Origin of the sequence: Shinella sp. HZN7 (genome assembly GCF_001652565.1) — a bacterium.
In the GTDB taxonomy this organism is placed as follows: Bacteria; Pseudomonadota; Alphaproteobacteria; order Rhizobiales; family Rhizobiaceae; genus Shinella; species Shinella granuli.
Genome location: NZ_CP015737.1, coordinates 322,235 through 342,294, shown reverse-complemented (window position 1 = coordinate 342,294; position 20,060 = coordinate 322,235). Strand labels below are relative to the sequence as shown.

Below are 20,060 nucleotides of genomic sequence, written 5' to 3'. Positions count from 1 at the left end.
GTCATCCTTTCACACCGCCGCTGGTAAGGCCCGAGATCAGGGCCCGTTGCATGATGAGGCCGACAAGGACCGGCGGTAGCGCGGCAAGCACGCCAGCCGTCGCGATCAGCCCGTAGTCGGAAACCCGGCCGCCCGCGAGATCGGCGATTGCGACCGTCAGCGTGCGGGCGCGCTGGTCCGAGGTGAAGAGCAGCGCATAGAAGAACTCGTCCCAGCCGAGCAGGAAGGCGAAGAGCGCCGCGGTGGCGACGATCGGCATGGCGAGCGGCAGGGTGATAATGCGCAGCGTGGCAAGAAGGCTCGCCCCGTCCATCATCGCCGCCTGCTCGATCTCGCGCGGAATGCCGTCGAAGCCGGACTTCATCAGCCAGGTGGTGAAGGGCGCGAGGATGGTGAGGTAGACGAGCGCCAGGCCGAAGACCGAATTGAGCAGCCCGAAGGCGGCGAGCGCCATGTAGAGCGGCACCGCGAGCGCGACGGGCGGCAGCATGTAGGTGGCGATGACCAGCGAGAGCGACCAGCCGACCGAGGGCGTGCGCGAGACCGCCCAGCCGGCCGGCACGGCAAGCAGGACGGCGGCGACCGTCGCCATGCCCGCCACGAGGATGCTGTTGAGAAGCGAGGCGACGAAATTGGCGCCCGCGCTGTTTGGGATGGTCGACAGCAGCGTGGCATAGCGCGAGAAATCGACCGTGCCCGGCCACCAGCGAAGCGGGCGCGCCACGAGATCGGCAGCCGGCGAAATGCTCATCACGAAGAGCCAGAAGATCGGCGCGACGATGACGGCGGCGAGCAGCAGCGCGGCGGCGTGGATGAGGATCGAGGCGAGAAGGCTGCGGCGTTCCATCAGGCGGCGCTCCCCGCGGTGCGGCGCACGAGCATGCCGTAGCCGACCGCCAGCACCGTCACGATGAGGGTGACGACGAGGGCGAGCGAGGCGCCGGAGCCGGCGCGCTGGAACGAGAAGGCCTCCTGGTAGACGAGGATCGACAGGGTGCGCGTCGAATTGGCCGGGCCGCCGCGCGTCATCACCCAGATGATGTCGAACACCTTGAAGGCTTCGATGGTGCGCAGCACCAGCGCCACCATCAGCGGACCGGCAAGATAAGGCAGGATGACGAAGCGGAAGCGCGCGAAGGGGCCGGCACCATCAACGAGCGAGGCGGACGTGATGTCGCGCGGCACGGCCTGGAGGGCGGCGAGCGCGATGAGGGCGACGAGCGGAAAATTCTTCCAGCAATCGGCGATGATCAGCGCCGTCATGGCGGTGCCAGGCTCGCCGAGCCAGGACCGGTAGCTGTCGAGAAGGCCGACCTGCGTCAGCGCCGCGTTCAGCGCGCCGTATTCCGGATTGTAGATGAGCCGCCAGAGCGTCGCGTTGACCACCGTCGGCAGCGCCCAGGGCAGGATCAGCAGCGCGCGCAGCACGGTCCGGCCATAGAACCGCTGGTTCAAAAGCAGGGCGGCCAGAACGCCGATCACCATCTCCGCCGTCACGGAGACCACGGCAAACCAGGTCGTGGCGTAGAGCGCCCGCTGGAAATTGTTGTTCGACAGCATTTTCAGATAGTTGTCGAAGCCGACGAAAGCGCCGCCGGAACCGATCAGCTTGGCGTCCGTAAAGGAAAGCCGCACGGTATCGACCATCGGCCAGCCGATCACGGCGAGCATGATCACCAGCAGCGGCAGCATGAGAAGCCATGCCCGGGTCGTCATCCAGGTGCTGGACATAGCGTCCTCTTCGTCGATTTCAGCAAGGGCGAGTGTGCGGGCGGCCGAAGCCGCCCGCAAGGCCGTACCTCAAAGGCCGCTGTTGTCCGTCGCCGACTTCAGCGCGTCCTCCGGCGTTGCCTGGTCGAGCAGAGCTTCCTGAATGGCCTGCTGGAGGGCGGTGGAGAGCTCCTGGTATTTCGGCGTGGTCGGCCGCGGATACATGGCGGCAAGACCGAGCTTTGCGGCGGCGATCAGCTCTTCCTGGCCGGCGGTGACGGCGGCATCCTCGTAGGACGACGCCCAGATCGGCAGGCTGAGCTTGGCATAGGCGTTCTGCGTCTCCTGCGAGGTCATGTGCACGATGTACTTCCAGGCCTCGTCCGGGCTCTTGCTGGTCGTGGTGATGCCGAGGCCCATCGAGCCGTTGACCGCCGAGACCTCGCTCTTGCCTTCGACGCCCGGCGCGGGCACGACGCCGACCTTGCCGGCGACCTTGCTGTCCGCTTCGCTATTGGCCATGTTGTACATATAGGTCCAATTGAGCGCGAAGGCCGCCTCGCCGTTCTGGAAGACGTTGCGCACGTCCTCTTCGAGGAACTCCTTGGAGTTCGGGTTGGTGAGGCCGGACTTGTAGCTGTCGACCATGTATGTCAGCGCATCGAGACCGCCGCCCTCGGCAAAGGCCGGCTTGCCGTCCTTCAGGAATTCGCCGCCATAGGCGCTGACGAGCGTGGTGTAGTCGCAGATGGCCGCCTCGGCCTGCGACCAGCTCCAGGCGATCGGCGTGGCCAGCAGGCCCTTGTCCTTGATGATCTTCGCCTGCTCGTTCAGCTCGGCCCAGGTCTTGGGCGGCGCCTGAATGCCGGCTTTTTCGAGGATTTCCTTGTTGTAGAACAGGTATTTGGTGTCGAGGATCCACGGCATGCCGTAGGACTTGCCGTCATAGTCGACGGTCGTCCAGGCGCCCGGCAGCACGCCCTTCTTCATCTCGTCGGTGATGCGGGACGAGACGTCGACCAAAACGTTGTTCGCCGCATATTCGGCGGGCCAGATCACGTCGAAGAGCACGACGTCATAACCGCTGCCGGAGCCCTGGGCGAGCACCGTCTTGTCGTGCAGGCCCTCATAGGGAACGAATTCCAGGTTCACCTTGATGTCCGGGTTCGCCTTGGTGAAGGCGTCCGTCATGGCGCGCACATCCGCCTCGCTATAGGCGGCCTGCGCCATGAAGAGTGCGTTGAGCGTCGTCTCCGCGAAGGCATGCGGGGCGGAAACGCCGGCAACCAGCGCCGCGCCGAGCAAGGTCTTCTTTATCGATTTCAACATGATTGCGTCCTCCTGTTTGGTTCATGCATCCGAAAGCGCCCTGCAGGCACCGCCGGTCGTTGCGGGTTCATCGTCGGATCATGGCGAAAGACCCGCCGCCGTTCCCCGGAGCTCTTCGGCTCCTTATTAAGTCAAACTTCTTGACTTAAATGTTCTGTATTATTCAAATGGTGTCAAGAGGGGATGTCGATGAACGAACTGCGGACGATCCGCGCCAAGAGCGGGACCAACCAGGAAGGCACCAGCGCCCATAACCGGCGCGTCATCATCGAGGCCATCCGGCTGAACGGACCGCTGTCGCGCGCCGATCTCGCCCGCGCCACGCGGCTGACCAAGCAGACCATTTCCAATCTCGTCGAAGGCCTCGAAGCGGACGGCCTCGTCGCCTCGGAGGAGGTGGTGCGCGGCGGCCGGGGCCAGCCCTCGACCCCCTACCGGCTCGTGCCGGAGGGCGCTTTCGCGCTCGGCGTGCAGATCGACCGGCACCTGACGCGTCTCGTCGCCGTCGACCTGATGGGACAGGAGGTCGCCCGGGCGGTGGCCAACCTTCCGCCGGGCGGGCCGGTCGAGGGCTGCAAGCTGATCCTTCGCCTCATCGAGACGATGCGCACCGACCTCACGCGGCGCATTCCCGAATCGGCGCACCGGCTGGCCGGGCTGGGCCTTGCCATGCCGGGGCCTTTCGGCCTTGCGCCCTCCGACGACGAGACCTGGATGATGGCCGAGTGGCAAGCCTTTCCGCTCGTCGAAACGCTGGCGGCCGGCACGGGGCTGGCCACCAGCCTGCAGAACGATGCGACCGCCTGCGCGGCGGCGGAGCGCATGAACGGCTCGGCCGACGGCCTCGACCACGCCGTCTGCATCTATTTCGGCTACGGCATCGGCGCCGGCCTCATCCTCGGCGGGGAACTCTATACGGGCAGCAACCGCAATGCCGGCGAGATCGGCATGGTGCTGTTCTCGCGCGGCGGCGCCCCGTCGCCGCTGGAGCATCGTTCGTCGCTCGCCTCGCTGTTCCAGCATCTCGGCCTCGATTCGGCGACCACGGAGGCCTATGCGGAGGTCGAGCGGCGGACGCTCGCGGACGACCCGCGCATCCTCGACTGGCTGGCGGGCGCGGCGGCCGACATGCGGCAGGCCGTGCACATGGTCGAGACCATCTTCGACCCGCAGACCGTGATCCTCTCCGGCAGCGCGCCGGAGCCGCTGGCAAAGCGGCTGTTCGACGCGATGTTCCCGCTCATCCCCTCCAATGCCGACCGGCCCGGCCGCACGTTGCCGCGCCTGCAACTCGGCATGATCGGCCCCTGGGCCGTCGCGCTGGGGGCGGCGGCCGAGCCGATCCGCCGCGCCTTCGACCCGCGCTTTTCCGCGATCCTGAAAACGGCGTCCTGAAGATTGCCTGTTTCGCAGGCAGTTTTCGCCCGCGCCGCGGCCAAAACGGCTGCATCTGCAGTTTATTTGCACGAGCGTACCGGAATCGCCGAATCAGACCTTCCCTGCGTTCCGGCAAAACCCTACTGGGATATCACTCGCGCAACCCGCGAGCTTCCCCGCGTCATTGGGAGCCAACCGTGGCGCTCGCTGCCCCGCTTCGTGCGGGGCCTCTTTTTTTCAGCCGCCGAAAAATCCGCCCGCTCAGGGGTGATGCAGCACGCTCATCCCGCCATCCACCGTCAGGCAGGTGGCGTTCATGAAGGGGCATTCGTCCGAGATCATGAAGAGCGCGGCCTTGGCGATCTCCTCCGGCGAGGCGATGCGCCCGCCGGGATGCAGCGTCATCGTCTGCGCCTCGGCGGCGACGGGATCGGGAAAGCTGTTCCAGTATTCCACGGCCTTCTGCGTGCGCACATAGCCGGGCGCCAGCGCATTCACGCGCACGCCCTGTCCGGCATATTCGAGGCCAAGGGCCTTGGTCATGCCGATCAATGCGTGTTTCGCCACCGGATAGGGGAAGGTGTGCGGGATGATGGTGAAGGCATGGGTCGAGGCGATGTTGAGGATGACGCCGCCGCCATCCTCGATCATGCCCGGCAGCACGGCCCTGCTGCAGTTCCACGCGCCCTTGAGGTTGATGTCGAAGCAGCGCTGCCAGTCGGCATCCGAAAGCGCCAGCGGCTCGAAGAAGACGTTGACGCCGGCATTGTTGACGAGCGCGTTCGGCCGGCCGATCTCGCCCGCTGCTGCAGCCACCGCCCGCGCGATGGCGTCGGCATCGGTGATATCGGCCGCCGCATGGCCGACCCGGCCGCCGTCGGCACGAAGCCGCCCGGCTTCCGCAGCAAGCAGGTCGCCGTCGCGGTCGATGAGGAAGAGGCTCGCCCCTTCGGCAAGGAAGCATTCGGCCATGGCAAGGCCGATGCCCTGCGCCGCGCCGGTGACGACGATCCGTTTTCCGTCAAGACGTCCAGCCATCTGCGTTCTCCTCACCACTCGGCCACGCTGCCGTCTTCATGACGCCAGACGGGATTGCGCCAGCGATGGCCTTCCTTCGCCCGCTCGATGACATAGGCCTCGTCCACCTCGATGCCGAGGCCCGGCCCCTGCGGGATCGACACGAAACCATCGGCGTAGTGGAACACTTCCTTGTTGGAGACGTAGTCGAGGATGTCGTTGCCCGTGTTGTAGTGGATGCCGAGGCTCTGTTCCTGGATGAAGGCATTGTAGGAGACGGCGTCCACCTGCAGGCAGGCGGCCAGCGCGATCGGACCCAGCGGGCAATGCGGCGCCAGCGCCACGTCATAGGCTTCCGCCATCGCCGCGATCTTGCGGCATTCCGTGATGCCGCCGGCATGGGAAAGGTCCGGCTGGAGAATGTCGACATAGCCGTCCGACAGCACCGACTTGAAGTCCCAGCGCGAATAGAGCCGTTCCCCGAGCGCGATCGGCGTCGAGCAATGGTTGGCGATCTCCTTCAGCGCCTCACGGTTCTCCGACAGCACCGGCTCCTCGATGAACATCAGGTTGTAGGGCTGAAGTTCCCTGGCCAGCACCTTCGCCATCGGCCGGTGCACGCGGCCGTGGAAATCGACGCCGATGCCGACATGCGGGCCGATCGCCTCGCGGATGACGGCGATGGTCTCCACCGCCTTCTCCACCTTGTCCCAACTGTCGACGATCTGCATCTCCTCGCAGCCGTTGAGCTTGATCGCCTTGAAGCCGCGGGAAACGACCTCGCGGGCATTGTTGGCGACGTCGGATGGCCGGTCGCCGCCGATCCAGGAATAGACCTTGATCCGGTCGCGCACCTGGCCGCCGAGCAGGGCATGGACGGGCTGGCCATAGGCCTTGCCCTTGATGTCCCACAGCGCCTGGTCGATGCCGGCGAGCGCCGACATGTGCACGGCGCCGCCGCGATAGAAGCCGGCGCGGTACATGACCTGCCAATGATCCTCGATGAGCAGCGGGTCCTTGCCGATGAGGTAATCGGAGAGTTCGTGCACGGCCGCTTCAACCGTCAGCGCGCGGCCTTCCACGACAGGCTCGCCCCAGCCGACGATGCCCTCGTCCGTCTCCACCTTCAGGAACAGCCAGCGCGGCGGCACGATATAGGTCGTAAGCTTCGTGATCTTCATGGACAGACTCGTCTGGGAACAGGAAAGGATATGGATCAGGCGCCGGATGGCGCCGGATGGTTCTTGACGGCGATCGCGAGATCGCGCGCGGCGAGATCGAGCATCTGGAGCGAGCATTCGCGTGCCGCCGTCTTGTCGCGCAGGCGTAGCGCCTCCACGAGGCGCTTGTGGATCTCCACCGCCTCGTCGCAGGCCGCGGCCGCCTCGTTCGAGGCATGCAGGGAGAATTCCAGCGCCGCCTGGATGATGCTGGCAAGCTGCATGAAGATCTGGTTGTGGCTGGCCTTCAGCAGCGCGGCATGGAAGGCGACGTCGGCCTGCGTGAAGGCTTCGAGATCGCCCGCCGCATCGCGCATGCGCTCCCAGGCCCGCTCGATTTCCGCCACGTCCTGCACGGTCGCGCGCTCGGCAGCGAATTCGGCAGCGAAGGGCTCGATGGCGCGGCGCGCATCGAGCACGCAGGTGAGCAGATCGAGCTCGAAGATGCGCGGGCCGATCCATTCCAGCACCTGCTGGTCGAGGATGTTCCACTCCTCCTTGGGGCAGACCACCGTGCCGACCCGCGAGCGACCGCGCACCAAACCCTTGGATTCGAGAATCTTCAGCGATTCGCGGATGACGGTGCGGCTGACTCCGTAGCGCAGGCAAAGCTCGTTTTCCGTCGGCAGGAAACCGCCGATGGGAAAGACGTCGGCGCAGATATCCGAGGCGATCGCCCGCGTGACATTCTTCTGCACCCGGGGACGCCGCACGCCCCCCTCGCCATCGGGTCCGCCCGAGCGTTCGTCCTGTTCCTGCACGATCATTCTCCACCCCATTCCGTCCGCGATGCATATCCGGTTTCGCACCCGATGGCGACGGCCGGTCTCGCCTCGTTGCGGCGCCACTATCATACACTGATATTTCATTCATCATACAAAGGCAATTGACGAATATGATGAAAGACACTACACCAAGGCCCACTGCAGGCGCAGTTAACTTGGGAGAGAGACAATGGGCTTTATCAAAGCAGCCATCCTGGCTGGCACCGTCGCCGTATTCGCCGCAACCTCCGCCTATGCTGCCGACGTGAAGATCGGCTTCATCGTGAAGCAGCCGGAAGAGCCTTGGTTCCAGGATGAATGGAAGTTCGCCGACATCGCGGCCCAGGAGAAGGGCTTCACCCTCGTCAAGATCGGCGCCGAGGACGGCGAGAAGGTCCAGTCGGCCATCGACAATCTCGGCGCGCAGGGCGCCCAGGGCTTCATCATCTGCACGCCCGACGTGAAGCTCGGCCCCGGCATCGTCGCCAAGGCCGCCGCCAACGACCTCAAGCTGATGACCGTCGACGACCGCCTGGTCAACGCGGATGGCAGCCCGATCGAGGACGTGCCGCATATGGGCATCTCGGCCACCAAGATCGGCGAGGCCGTCGGCGAGACGATCGTCGAGGAGATCAAGAAGCGCGGCTGGGACATGAAGGACGTCGGCGCGATCCGCGTCTCCTACGACCAGCTGCCGACCGCCGTCGACCGCGTCGAAGGCGCGCTCTCGGTGCTGAAGGCCGCCGGCTTCCCGGAAGCCAACATCTTCGACGCCCCGCAGGCCAAGACCGACACGGAAGCGGCGCTCAACGCCTCCACCGTCGTGCTCAACAAGAATGCCGGCATCAAGCACTGGGTCGCCGTCGGCCTCAATGACGAAGCCGTGCTCGGCGCGGTGCGCGCCACCGAAAGCGTCGGCATTGCCGCCGACAGCATGATCGGCGTCGGCATCGGTGGCGCGGATTCGGCGATCAACGAGTTCAAGAAGCCCGCGGCCACCGGCTTCTTCGGCACCGTGATCATCTCGCCGAAGCGCCACGGCTACGAGACCGCGCTCAACATGTTCGAGTGGGTCGCCAACGACAAGGAGCCGGAAAAGCTGATCCTGACCGCCGGCCAGGTCGCACTGCGCGACAATTACGAGCAGGTTCGCAAGGACCTCGGCATCGAATAATCATCCTCCCAGGATGATGTCAGCCCGGCGGCGCTCCGCCGCCGGGCCTCTTTTCGGGGCGGAGAGATGCAGGACTTCCTTCAATTCAAGGCGATATCCAAGGGATATCCCGGCGTGCAGGCGCTCGCCGACGTTTCCTTCTCGGTGAAGAAGGGCGCGGTGCACGGCCTGATGGGTGAAAACGGCGCGGGCAAGTCGACCCTCATCCGCGTGCTCTCGGGCGACCAGTCCGCCGATACCGGCGAGATCCTGATCGACGGCAAGGCGCAGAACTATCGCTCGGTGCGCGACGCCTTCGAGGCCGGCGTCATCGTCATCCACCAGGAATTGCAGCTCGTGCCCGAGCTGACGGTCGCCGAGAACCTCTGGCTCGGCCGCTTCCCCGGCAAGGCCGGCGTCATAGACCGCACGCGCCTCGTCGGCGTGGTGAAGCAGAAGCTCAAGGATATCGGCATCGACATCGATCCGGCCGCCAAGGTCGCCTCGCTGTCGATCGGCGAGCGCCAGATGGTCGAGATCGCCAAGGCCGTGATGGCCGATGCGCGCGTCATCGCCCTCGACGAGCCGACCTCCTCGCTCTCCTCGCGCGAAAGCGAGATCCTTTTCGCGCTGATCGATCGCCTGCGCGCCGAAGGCAAGATCATCCTCTACGTCTCGCACCGCCTCGACGAGATTTTTCGCCTGTGCGACAGCCTTACGGTGCTGCGCGACGGCAAGCTTGCCGCCCACCATCCTGATATATCCAAGGTGACGCGCGACCAGATCATCTCCGAAATGGTCGGCCGCGAGATCGCCAATATCTGGGGTTTCCGCCCCGCGAGCGCGGCGCCGTGCGGCTGGAGGTGAAGGACCTCGCCGGCCGCAAGCTGCGCACGCCGATCAGCTTTTCCGTGCGACAGGGCGAGATTCTCGGCTTCTTCGGCCTCATCGGCGCCGGCCGCAGCGAGATGGCGCGCCTCGTCTACGGCGCGGACAGCCGCTCGCAGGGCACGGTGAGCGTGGACGGCAAGGCCGTCGCGCCGGACAGCCCGCCGCAATCGATCCGCTCCGGCATCGTGCTCTGCCCGGAGGACCGCAAGTTCGACGGCATCGTGCAGGGTCGCAACATCGAGGAGAACATGGCGATTTCCTCGCGCCGGCATTTCTCCCCCTTCGGCATCCTCCAGCCGAAGAAGGAGGCCGAGCTTGCCGACCGCTTCATCGCCAGGCTGCGCGTGCGCACGCCCTCGCGCAAGCAGGAGATCGTCAACCTCTCGGGCGGCAACCAGCAGAAGGTCATTCTCGGCCGCTGGCTGTCCGAGCAGGGCGTCAAGGTCCTCATCATCGACGAGCCGACGCGCGGCATCGATGTCGGCGCCAAGTCGGAAATCTACGAGATCCTCTATGAGCTCGCCGGCCAGGGCATGGCGATCGTCGTCATCTCCAGCGAACTGCCCGAGGTGATGGGCATCACAGACCGCATCATGGTCATGTGCGAAGGCCGGGTCGCTGCGGATATCGAGCGGGCCGATTTCGACGAGCGCCGCATCCTCGCCGCCGCCCTTCCCGATGTAGCCAATGCCAGCGAACTCTCCAACCAGCAGGTCAAGTCCCGATGACGTCCTTGAAAAAACTCCTCCTCGGCGAACAGGGTCTGGTCGTCATCTTCGCCGTCGCCTTCGCCATCGTGGCCCTGACGGTGCCCAACTTCCTGACCGAGCGCAACATGCTCGGCCTGCTGCAGTCGGTTGTCACCATCGGCATCGTCGCCTGCACCATGATGTTCTGCCTCGCCTCGCGTGACTTCGACCTGTCGGTCGGCTCCACCGTCGCCTTTTCCGGCATGGTCGCCGTCATGGCCTCGAACGCCTCGGGCTCGATCCTCGTCGGCCTTGTCGCGGCGCTGATCTGCGGCGGCGCCGTCGGCCTCGTCAATGGCGTGGTGATCGCCCGCTTCCGCATCAATGCACTGATCACGACGCTCGCCACCATGCAAATTGTGCGCGGCTTCGCGCTGATCGCCTCGGACGGCCGCGCCGTCGGCATCAACGATCCCGGCTTCTACCAGCTCGCCTTGTCGAAATTCCTCGGCATCCCGACGCCGATCTGGGTCATGGTCGTCTTCTTCATCGTCTTCGGCTTCGTGCTGAACCGCACCGTCTTCGGCAAGAACACGCTGGCGATCGGCGGCAATCCGGAAGCCTCGCGCCTTGCCGGCGTCAATGTCTCGAACATGCGTATCTGGATTTTCACGCTGCAGGGCCTCGTCTGCGCCGTCGCCGGCGTGCTGCTGGCCTCGCGCATCACCTCCGGCCAGCCGAATGCCGCGACGGGCCTCGAACTCTCGGTCATCTCGGCCTGCGTGCTCGGCGGCGTGTCGCTGGCCGGCGGGCGCGCGGCCATGACGGGCGTCATCGTCGGCGTGCTCATCATGGGCATCGCCGAGAACGTCATGAACCTCCTCAACATCCAGGCCTTCTACCAATATGTCGTGCGCGGCCTGATCCTGCTGCTCGCCGTGCTGCTCGACAACCTGCGCTCGGCCGCGGCCGGCCGGCGCACCTAGGCGGTCCCCGGCCAGGCAGCAACGCCAGGGCCGCCCTTTGCATATCACCGAAGCAGGTTCGGTCGGGATCGAGCAGATCCCGGCCGTCCTTGCCGTCCGGCCGCGTGAAAGACCCAGTTTTGGGCAGCGCGCATATTGACTTTGCCCGGCTTGTCGCTTTCCATGAAGACTTGCTAATTTCGGGTGGACACGGCCATGACCAGGTTCGTAATAGCAAGGTGGACTTCCCTCGCGGCTCTCCTGTCGACGGCTGTTTTACTGAGTGGCTGCGAGACGAGTGCCGGTAAACCCACGGTCTGTACGGTCAAGGGCAAGCCGGCGCCGTGCAAAGTCGCCAAGAAGACACAGATGGATACGTCGAGCGCCACGCGCGGGGCCAGGAATTATTGATCCTATCCCTTGATGCGGGACAGATCCGGTCTTCGGCCCGGTCCTCTGCTGCCGGCAGGCGCTATGCCGAGGCGGTCCTGCGGGTCGCCGGGGATATCCACGCCTCTCCCCTGCTTGAACTGGAGCGGGAGGACGGACGCGACGTCATCCTTCCGACAAGCCGCAAGCTGTTCGACCGTGTCGCGACGCTGGCCGTCGCCGATTGCCTGGTCGGCGGCAGCGCCTTTCGCCGGCGGGCGATCCGAGAGCTGCTGAACGCCGCCGCCTTTGCCGACTGGAATCCTGCGCATTTCCTCGACACCGCCGAGATGACGGCCGGCATGGCGCTCGGCCTTTGCTGGACCCGCCCGCTGCTGACCCGCACCGAGCACGACACGATCGTCACGGCAATTGTCGAAAAGGGGCTTTCTCCCGGCCTTGCCGCCGCCGCGGCCGGCGTGCCCTGGATGACGGTCTGCAACAACTGGAACATCGTCTGCTGCACCGGCATGATCGCCGGCGCCGCAGCGATGGACGACATCGACAAGGCTCTCTCACGGGATGCCCTGGCATGCTTCCTGCCGGCGTTGCAGCACGGGCTTTCCGCCTTTGGGGCCGATGGTGGCTATGGAGAAGGCCCGGACTATTGGGAATATGCCACCCGCTACGCCGTACTCGCCCACGCCCTCCTCGACGGTCTCGGACTTGCAGCAGTTGTGCCAGCCGCGCTCGCGCGCACCTGGCGGTACGGCCGCGATCTCACCGGCCCGAGCGGCCGGGTGTTCAATTTCGGCGACGCGACGGAGCGGCCGCGCCGCGCGCCCGTGCTCGGCTGGCTCGCCCACATCGCGGGCGACCCGGGTGCCATGGCCTGGCAGCACGCCGCGCCCGGCGACCCGCACCCTTTCGACCTCCTGTGGTGCGCGCCGGAGACGGAGCCCCTGCCGAACGACGACGCACTGTCGGCCTATGAACCGGCGGGCCTTGCCGTACTGCGCGCCGGCACGACCTGGCTGGTGCTGAAAGGCGGGCGCAACGACGTCAACCACGCCCATCTCGACCTCGGCACCTTCGTGCTGGAAATGGCCGGACGGCGTTTCGTCAGCGAGCTCGGCCGGGAAAACTACGCCCTCCCCGGCTATTTCGAGCCCGAGCGGCGGTTCGGCTATTTTCGCACGCAGACCGCGGCCCACAGCACTTTGCTGATCGATGGCACGCCGCAGTCGACCGCGGCCTTCGCACGGCTCCTCGGCACGGGACGGGAAGCTTGCCGTCGCTTTGCCGCCTATGCGATCGGCGATGACGGATGGCCGGTCGGCTGGCGTCGCGGCGTCGTTCTTGAGGACCCGGGCACCGTCTTCATCGTCGATGAACTGGAGCAGGAGGGCGCTGCCACCCCGGCAAGCACCTGGCAGGCCTACACGGAAGCCTCGGCAGCCCTCGACGGCCCCCGTGCCCTGCTCACCCTCGACGGCGCGAACGTGGCGGTGGAGATCCTGGCGCCGGCCGGTCTCGGCTGGTCGTTCGAGCCCGCCCCTTCCCCCGCCGGCGAAAGCAGCAATGCCGCCTTCGGCCGGCTGTTCTTCGCCGTGCCCGCGGCGGCCGGAACGCAATCCGTCATTGTCCGGTTCGCCGCCGGCCGGTCTTCGCAATGGCATCCCTCCGCCATCGCCGACTGGCCGCTCGACGCCTGATCCCGCGCCCCCCGCATTTTCCGCCTGCCCTTCGTTGACAGCGTGCAATCCCGGCAATAGCCTTGATCCATCGGCGCTTTCAGGCCCGCCCCGGCGGGATCGAGGGGGAGGCGAAATGGGGATCTTCGGCTGGTTGCCGCACCGCGGCCCTAAGCCCGCCACACCGGACGACGCGCCGGAGCAAACCCTCGCCATCTACACCTCTCAGCCCGCGCAGACCGCGATCATCGTCACGCTCATCGGCATCGAGGCCGAGCAGATCGACGAGATCATCGACGTGACCGCCCGCCGCTTCGGCAAGAAGCACAAGATCGTCTACCTCACCGACAGCCTCGACTTCATGCGGTTCCGCGACAGGAACGCCATCTTCGAATACTTGCCCTCCGCCCTCGAACAGAAGCTGCATGCCGCCGAGATCTGCTGGAACGCCTATCTCGCCAGGCGCTGGCGCCTCCTCCTGTCGAAATGGCAGCCGGTGCATGTCATCAGCTACGGCCGGAACATCGACGCCTTCCTTGCCGCAGCGCCCCCGATGACGGTGCGGACCGATCGATGAGCGCGGCCCTCGATGTCCTCTTCGTTGCGGATGTGCGCTTCGAGGGAGGAACGTCGACGGCGCTCGCCGTGGAAATCCGCACGGCGGCGCGGGCGGGCCTGCGTACGGGGCTGCTCGCCATCAAGGGGCCGCTGCTCGGCCTGCCCTTCCCCATGCATCCGGACCTGCGGCGCCTGATCGACGAGGGGCTGACCGAGCGCATCGACCCCGACATGCGCCTTCATGCCCACCTCGTGCTGATCCATCATCCGACGATCATCGAGAACCGCCCGACGCGACCGCTCTCGATCACCGCGGACAAACTGCTGGTCGTCCTGCACCACCCGATGTACGACGGATGCGGCCGCCGGCAATACGATCTCGACCGCGTCGTCGCCCATGCCTGCGACGCCTTCGGCAGCGACGTGTTCCTGGCGCCGGTCAGCGCCGTCGTGCGCGACAGCCTTCCGCAGCGCCTGCCACCCTATGCGCACATGCTGGAGGAGGACTGGGGCAATCTCATCGACCTCGACGACTGGGCGGCGAAACCGGCCCGCCAGCCCGCCTATCCCGTTGTCATCGGGCGGCATTCGCGCCCCGACCCGCTGAAATGGCCGACCGCCGAGGAGGTGCTGCTCGCCTATCCGGCCGACGGCGCGCGGTTTCGCGTGCGCGCGCTTGGCGCCGATGCCTTCCTTGCGGAAAAATACGGCGCGATCCCGCCCAACTGGGAGCTGGTGCCCTTCACCTGGGACGATGTCCCGGCCTTCCTCGGCACGCTCGATTTCTACGTTTATTTCCATGATCCGGCCTGGTCGGAGGCCTTCGGGCGGACGATCCTCGAAGCGCTCGCGACCGGCCTCGTCGTCATCCTGCCCCCGCATTTCGCGCTGCTGTTCGGCAAGGCCGCGGTCTATGGCGAGCCGGCCGATGTCGAGCGCCTCATCGACGGCTTCGTGCGCGACCCGGAGCGCTACCGGTCACAAAGCGAGCAGGCCCGCCGCTTCGTCGAGAACAACCACGACGCGGCGATCTACGCCGATCGCCTCGCCCGCATCATGGCGGCACCGGACCAGGCGGTAGTGCCGCAGGGCGGCGGGCTTTTCCCCGCCCTGCCGCAGCGCAACGTGCTCTTCGCCTCCAGCAACGGCATCGGCGTCGGGCACCTTGCCCAGCAGCTCGCCGTCGCGAAGCGGCTGCCGCCAGGCCTGACGCCGGTCTTCGCCACCATGTCCTATTCCATGAAGGCGGCCGTGCAGCAGGGCTACCAGGCGCATTTCCTGCCGCACCACCGCATCCTCGACGCCGACCCCGAGGACTGGAACACCTGTCTTGCCGAGGAACTGTTCGAGCTCATCGCCCATCTGCGCCCCGCCGTCTTCGCCTATGATGCGACGGCGGTCTTCGAGGGCGTCACCCGGGCGCTCGGCGCGTTTCCCGATATCTTCAAGATCTGGGTGCGCCGGCCGCTCTGGCGGGAATCCCACCGGGTGTTCCTCGACTTCTCCGACCGCTTCGATGCCGTGATCGAACCGGGCGAATTGGCGGAGACCTTCGACCATGGCCCGACGGCGGCCTGCCGCAAGGAAACCTTCCTCGTGCCACCCGTCCTGCATCTCGATCCGGCCGAGCGCATGGCGCGCCAAAGCGCGCGCGCCGCCCTCGACCTGCCCGAGGGCATGACCGTCGTCGCCGTCCAGCTCGGCTCGGGCGCCAATTTCGACATGCGGGACCTACGCAATGCGCTGCTTGCCGAAGTGCTGCGCCGTCCCGACACGATCGCGCTCGAAATCCGCTCGCCGATCACGCCCGAGGCCGCCGGCCTCGAAAGGCTGGGCGAGCGGCACCGGGTCGTCGAGCTCTTCCCGAGCTTCCGCTTCAGCAACGCCTTCGACGCGGCGATCACGGCGGCGGGCTACAACACGTTCCACGAACAGGTGCTCGGCGCCATCCCGACGCTGTTCGTGCCCAACGAGGCCGACGAGATGGACCTGCAGGCGAGCCGCGCCCGCTGGGCGGAACTCACCGGCCGCGGCTGGCTGATGCGTCGCGACTACGACCTCGGCTTCGCCGCCGCCCATGTGGAGCGCCTGCTGGACCCCGTCGAGCGGGAGAACGTGGTGCGCCGCTGCCGGTCGATCGCCTGGACCAATGGCGCGCGGGACATCGCCCGCTATGTCGAGGACCACGCCCGCATCGTCCGGACCGACTGGGACATCACCAAACTCGGCAGCCTGTGAGGACGATGGTGGCCCGGCCAACCTGCAACATCTGCGGCAGTTCGGTCTTCGGGGATACCTATGGCGAGAAGGACAGCGCCTTCCTGCGCCGGAACGCGCGCTGCGAGGGCTGCGGCTCGCTGGAGCGTCACCGGCTGATCTTCGAGGTGCTGCGCCTGCGGGGCCTCCTGTCGGGAAACCGCCGCATCCTGCACCTCGCCCCCGAGGAGTGCCTCGCCACCCTTTTCCGAAGCCGCTTCGGCAGCCGCTATCTCGGCGCCGACATCGACCCGGGCCAGTTCCCCTTCGCCGTCACCCGCCTCGATCTCTGCCGCGATCTTCCGACCCTCGCGCCGGCCTCCTTCGACATCGTTCTACACAACCATGTGCTCGAACATGTCGCCTGCGACTACCGCGCCGTCGCCGCCGGCCTCCACCGGCTGGTGAAGCCCGGCGGCCTGCACATCTTCAGCATCCCCTTCCTCGAAGGCGGCTTCCGGGAGGCGCTGGACGGGCAGACCGGCGCCGAGCGCACGGCGCGCTTCGGCCAGGCGGATCACATGCGCATCTTCTCGCCGGGGGATCTCGCCGCCACGCTCGGCTCGGTCCTGCCGCTGCCCGCAGACTATGATGCAACCCGCCTCGTTCCGGCAGAACGGCTCCGCGCCATCAACGTGCCGGAAGCGGCCTGGCGCGGCTTCAACAACAATGCTGTCTTCCTCATCGAAAGGCAGGAGGACGGGCAGGCCCTGGAGGCCCCGACCCCGGCAACGCAACCCGCAAGCCCCGCCCCCCGTCCCCCTCGCCCCGACGGCGTCCTGTTCGTCTCGGCAAACGGCATCGGCCAGGGCCACCTCACGCGCCAGCTTGCCGTCGCGCGCCGGCTGAAGCACCGCCCGTCCGCCTTCCTGACCATGAGCTACAGCGCCGCCATCGTGCGCGACCTCGGCTTTCCCGTACATTTCGTGCCGCATCACGGCCTGACGGGCGAGGAACCCGCCGCCTGGAACGACCGTCTCGCCGCGGAAATCGACCTGCTGCTCGAAGCCCATCACGCGACCACCCTCGTCTACGACGTCAACTTCGTCTTCGACGGGGTGATCAAGGCCCTCGGCGAGCATAGCGGCGTGCAGGCCGTCTGGATCCGACGCGGCATGTGGCCGGCCCACCATGCCGGCTATATCGGCGCCGGCGCGCATTTCCCCATCGTCATCGAGCCGGGCGACTATGCCGGCGAATGCGACGGCGGGCCGACCGTGGCAGACCGGGCGAAGACCCGGCTGGTGCCGCCGATGCTGCTGATCGACCCGTCCGAGCGCCTGGAACGGGCCGCGGCCCGACAGGCGCTCGGCCTGCCACAGGAGGCGACCGTCATCCTCCTCGACCTCTCCCGCTCCGCCAATCCAGACCTCGCACGCCTTCACGCCCGCCTGCTGGACGATCTTCTCGCCCGGCCGGACCTGCATGTGGTGGAATTGCAGTCGCCGCTGACCGGAAGCACCGCCGCACGCCATCCCGAACGGCACCACCGGGTCACGCTCCACCCGGCCTATGCCAATAGCCGCGCCTGGGATGCGGCCATCGTGCGGGCGGGCTACAACACCTTCCACGAAAACATCGCCGGCGGCATTCCGACCCTCTTCGTGCCGGACGAAAGCCCGGACATGGACCGCCAGGTCGACCGGGCCCGCTGGGCCGAGAGCCGCGGCGCTGCCTTGCTGCACCGGATCGGCGACGGGGAAGCGCAACGCGCCGCCGCCCTCGACCGATTGCTTCGCCTTGACATTCGCGCCGGGCTGACCGCCTCTTGCGCCGCCATCGCCGGCGCCGGGGATGGCTGGCGGAACGGCGCGGAAACGCTGGCGCGCATGCTGGAAGGCAGTTTCGACGAGGGCGGCGTAGAATAACAGCGGGCTGCATCCCGTCTTGTCCAGTATCGGGCCACGGGACTATGCTAACGTCCCGCCGGGATCTTCATGGGGTGGCGATGCTCATGCAAAGATTGTTTCTCTGTCTCGCGCTTCTTCTTTCGATGGCGACCGCGGCCTTCGCCGCCGGGGACAACCGCGTCGCGCTGGTGATCGGCAACGGCAAATATGCCGATCTTCCGCACCTGCCCAATGCGCAGAGCGATGCGAAGCTGATGGAGAAGGCGCTTTCCGCGGCGGGCTTCAAGATCGTCTCGGTCATCGACGGCGACCGCCAGCAGATGGTCCGCGCGATGAAGAGCCTGGCCGAGGCACTGACGCCGGAAACCAATGTCGTCGTCTACTATGCCGGCCACGGCATCCAGTTCGCCGACGAGAACTACCTGATCCCGACGGACAGCCAGCTCACCTCCTCCTCCGACCTGCCGCTCGAAGCCTTCAGCCTGAAGATGATCACCGAGCAGATCGAGCGCGTGCGCCCGCGCATCGCCGTGTTCATCATCGATGCCTGCCGCAACAATCCTCTGGAGACGAGCCGTTCGGCGGGCGCAGCAGCCAATGACGGCGCCACGCGCGGCCTTGCGCGCGCCACCGGCCCGCTCGGCACCTTCATCGCCTTCGCCACGGCGCCGGGAAAGGTCGCGACGGACGGCACGAAGGGCAACAGCCCCTTCACGCGGGCGCTTGCCGACTTCATCACCGCGCCGGGCCTGCCCATCGAGCAGGTCTTCAAGCGGGTGCGCGAGCGCGTGGTCGAGGAGACCGGCGGCGAGCAGGTGCCGTGGGACAATTCCTCGCTGACCAAGGACTTCTTCTTCACCGAAGCCCTGCCGGACGTGCCGAAATTCTCCGCGGAAGCGACGAAGGATGCGGAAGCCTGGCAGGCCGCATCCGATGGCGATACGACCGCAAGCTACCAGTCCTATCTTGCCGCCTTCCCGCAGGGCCTCTTCGCCGACATCGCCGAAATGCGCGTCGAAGCGCTGGCGGAGGCGAACAGGCCGAAGGAGGAGAAGGAACAGGAGGTGGCGGCCCTGCCGGTCGACCGCAGCATCAATGCCGCCGAGGACCTCCTGATGTGGAACGGCATCCAGGCGAACGGCACCGCCGACCAGTATCGCGGCTATCTCGAAAAATTCCCCGAGGGCGTCTTCGCCAAACTCGCCCGGCTGCGGCTGGAAGATGCGACGAAGGGCTCCGACGAGACCGTGCCGGCGATCTCCGGCCGCGTGACGGCGAACTATGAGGAATTCGCCCAGAACCCGCTCTACCCCGAGATCACCGATTGCGACCGCGAGGCCGGCCATGTGCAGGAGATCGCGGACCCCGCCGTCGGCGTCTATTTCAAGCAGATCAGGCCGGAAACCGCGGTCCCGGCCTGCATGACGGCACTGAAGCAGTTTCCCGACAGCTTGCGCATCCTGATGAACTACGGCCGCGCCATCGATGCCGCCGGCCGGCATGACGAGGCGCGGGAAATCTACCGTACCGGCGCCAGCGCCGGCTTTCCGATCGCCTACCGCTCGCTGGGGGACGTCTATCGCGACGGCCGCGGCATCGAGAAGAACCTGACGGAAGCCCGCTACTGGTATGTGCTGGGGGCGGCGAAGAAGAACGTCTTTGCCGAATTCAACCTCGCCCTGATCTACGAGAACGGCCTCGGCGTGACGGCCGATCCACAGAAGGCGGCCTACTGGCTCTGGCGCGCGGCCAAGCAGGGATTCGCGCCGGCCATGGAGAAGCTCTCGGCCTATTATCTCGACGGCAAAGCCGTGCCGAGGGACGTCGCCCAGGCGGAGATCCTGCTGACGGGCGCGGCGGAGATGGGCCATATCTATGCCGAGCTCCGGCTCGGCGACCTCTATCTCGACGGCAGCGCCCTGAAGAAGGACCCCGCCGCGGGCGCACAGTGGATCTCGAAGGCCGCCCGGCAGGGCTACAACGAGGCGCAGTTCCGCCTTGCCACGCTCTATCTCGACGGCAACGGCCTCAAGAAGGATGCCGGGCAGGCGCTCAACTGGTTCACGCTGGCAAAGGCCAACGGCGTCGAGCGGGCAGGCGAGATGGTGGCGACGCTCGGCGAAAAGCTCGGCGGCAAGGCCGTCAGGAACGCCGAAAAATTCGCCGCCGACTTCCAGCCCGTCGCCGTCAAATAGACGGCAGGCAGAGGGGTTCTTCA

14 protein-coding genes and 1 pseudogene are annotated in these 20,060 nt (G+C 66.6%); 9 read left to right on the top strand and 6 right to left on the bottom strand.

The window, feature by feature from the left end:
- Window position 1: 1 nt before the first annotated feature.
- The 3 genes from shn_RS23940 to shn_RS23930 form a co-directional block, all read right to left on the bottom strand.
- Complete coding sequence (locus shn_RS23940) at window positions 2-847, bottom strand: carbohydrate ABC transporter permease (protein WP_064333020.1); 846 nt, start codon at window positions 845-847, stop codon at window positions 2-4.
- Complete coding sequence (locus shn_RS23935) at window positions 847-1,731, bottom strand: carbohydrate ABC transporter permease (protein WP_064333019.1); 885 nt, start codon at window positions 1,729-1,731, stop codon at window positions 847-849. The genes shn_RS23940 and shn_RS23935 overlap by 1 nt, the downstream gene beginning before the upstream one ends.
- A 69-nt stretch (window positions 1,732-1,800) precedes the next feature.
- A complete protein-coding gene (locus tag shn_RS23930) occupies window positions 1,801-3,039 on the bottom strand; it encodes an extracellular solute-binding protein (protein ID WP_064333018.1) in 1,239 nt (412 codons plus the stop codon).
- Window positions 3,040-3,228: 189 nt separating this feature from the next.
- Here shn_RS23930 and shn_RS23925 point away from each other — a divergent pair, with 189 nt between their 5' ends.
- The gene (locus shn_RS23925) at window positions 3,229-4,434 is read left to right on the top strand and encodes an ROK family transcriptional regulator (RefSeq protein ID WP_064333278.1); all 1,206 of its coding nucleotides are present in this window, start codon (window positions 3,229-3,231) and stop codon (window positions 4,432-4,434) included.
- A 243-nt stretch (window positions 4,435-4,677) separates the two neighbouring features.
- On the opposite strand, the gene shn_RS23920 is transcribed toward shn_RS23925, so the two are convergent.
- Genes shn_RS23920 through shn_RS23910 form a run of 3 tightly spaced genes read right to left on the bottom strand, consistent with a single transcriptional unit; the run spans window position 4,678 to window position 7,420 of the window.
- On the bottom strand, window positions 4,678-5,454 hold the full coding sequence (locus shn_RS23920) for an SDR family oxidoreductase (RefSeq protein WP_064333017.1): 777 nt from the start codon (window positions 5,452-5,454) through the stop codon (window positions 4,678-4,680).
- 11 nt (window positions 5,455-5,465) lie between these two features.
- Window positions 5,466-6,614, bottom strand: coding sequence for a galactonate dehydratase (dgoD, locus tag shn_RS23915; protein ID WP_064333016.1), 1,149 nt, complete (start codon window positions 6,612-6,614; stop codon window positions 5,466-5,468).
- Window positions 6,615-6,649: 35 nt separating this feature from the next.
- Window positions 6,650-7,420: a FadR/GntR family transcriptional regulator gene (locus shn_RS23910; protein WP_064333015.1), complete on the bottom strand. Its 771-nt coding sequence runs from the start codon at window positions 7,418-7,420 to the stop codon at window positions 6,650-6,652.
- 187 nt (window positions 7,421-7,607) lie between these two features.
- Here shn_RS23910 and shn_RS23905 point away from each other — a divergent pair, with 187 nt between their 5' ends.
- The 8 genes and pseudogenes from shn_RS23905 (at window position 7,608) to shn_RS23870 (ending at window position 20,037) form a co-directional block, all read left to right on the top strand.
- Window positions 7,608-8,591 carry an arabinose ABC transporter substrate-binding protein gene (locus tag shn_RS23905; RefSeq protein WP_064333014.1) on the top strand — a complete coding sequence of 328 codons (984 nt, stop codon included), beginning with the start codon at window positions 7,608-7,610 and terminating at the stop codon, window positions 8,589-8,591.
- A gap of 66 nt (window positions 8,592-8,657) precedes the next feature.
- Window positions 8,658-10,189: pseudogene (gene araG, locus shn_RS23900) on the top strand (L-arabinose ABC transporter ATP-binding protein AraG).
- The gene (gene araH, locus shn_RS23895) at window positions 10,186-11,136 is read left to right on the top strand and encodes an L-arabinose ABC transporter permease AraH (protein WP_064333013.1); all 951 of its coding nucleotides are present in this window, start codon (window positions 10,186-10,188) and stop codon (window positions 11,134-11,136) included. Before araG ends, araH begins: the two are co-directional and overlap by 4 nt.
- A gap of 386 nt (window positions 11,137-11,522) precedes the next feature.
- Window positions 11,523-13,199 (top strand): heparinase II/III family protein, encoded by a 1,677-nt coding sequence (locus shn_RS23890; RefSeq protein WP_064333012.1) that lies wholly within the window; start codon window positions 11,523-11,525, stop codon window positions 13,197-13,199.
- Between the two features lie 115 nt (window positions 13,200-13,314).
- Entirely contained in the window at window positions 13,315-13,755 is a 441-nt protein-coding gene (locus shn_RS23885; RefSeq protein WP_064333011.1) for a hypothetical protein, read from the top strand.
- Window positions 13,752-15,974, top strand: a complete 2,223-nt coding sequence (locus tag shn_RS23880) for a glycosyltransferase (RefSeq protein WP_064333010.1) — start codon at window positions 13,752-13,754, stop codon at window positions 15,972-15,974. Before shn_RS23885 ends, shn_RS23880 begins: the two co-directional genes overlap by 4 nt.
- Before the next feature lie 5 nt (window positions 15,975-15,979).
- On the top strand, window positions 15,980-17,860 hold the full coding sequence (locus tag shn_RS23875) for a methyltransferase domain-containing protein (protein ID WP_064333009.1): 1,881 nt from the start codon (window positions 15,980-15,982) through the stop codon (window positions 17,858-17,860).
- An 86-nt stretch (window positions 17,861-17,946) separates the two neighbouring features.
- Window positions 17,947-20,037 (top strand): caspase family protein, encoded by a 2,091-nt coding sequence (locus shn_RS23870; RefSeq protein ID WP_168168961.1) that lies wholly within the window; start codon window positions 17,947-17,949, stop codon window positions 20,035-20,037.
- The last annotated feature ends 23 nt before the right edge of the window (window positions 20,038-20,060 follow it).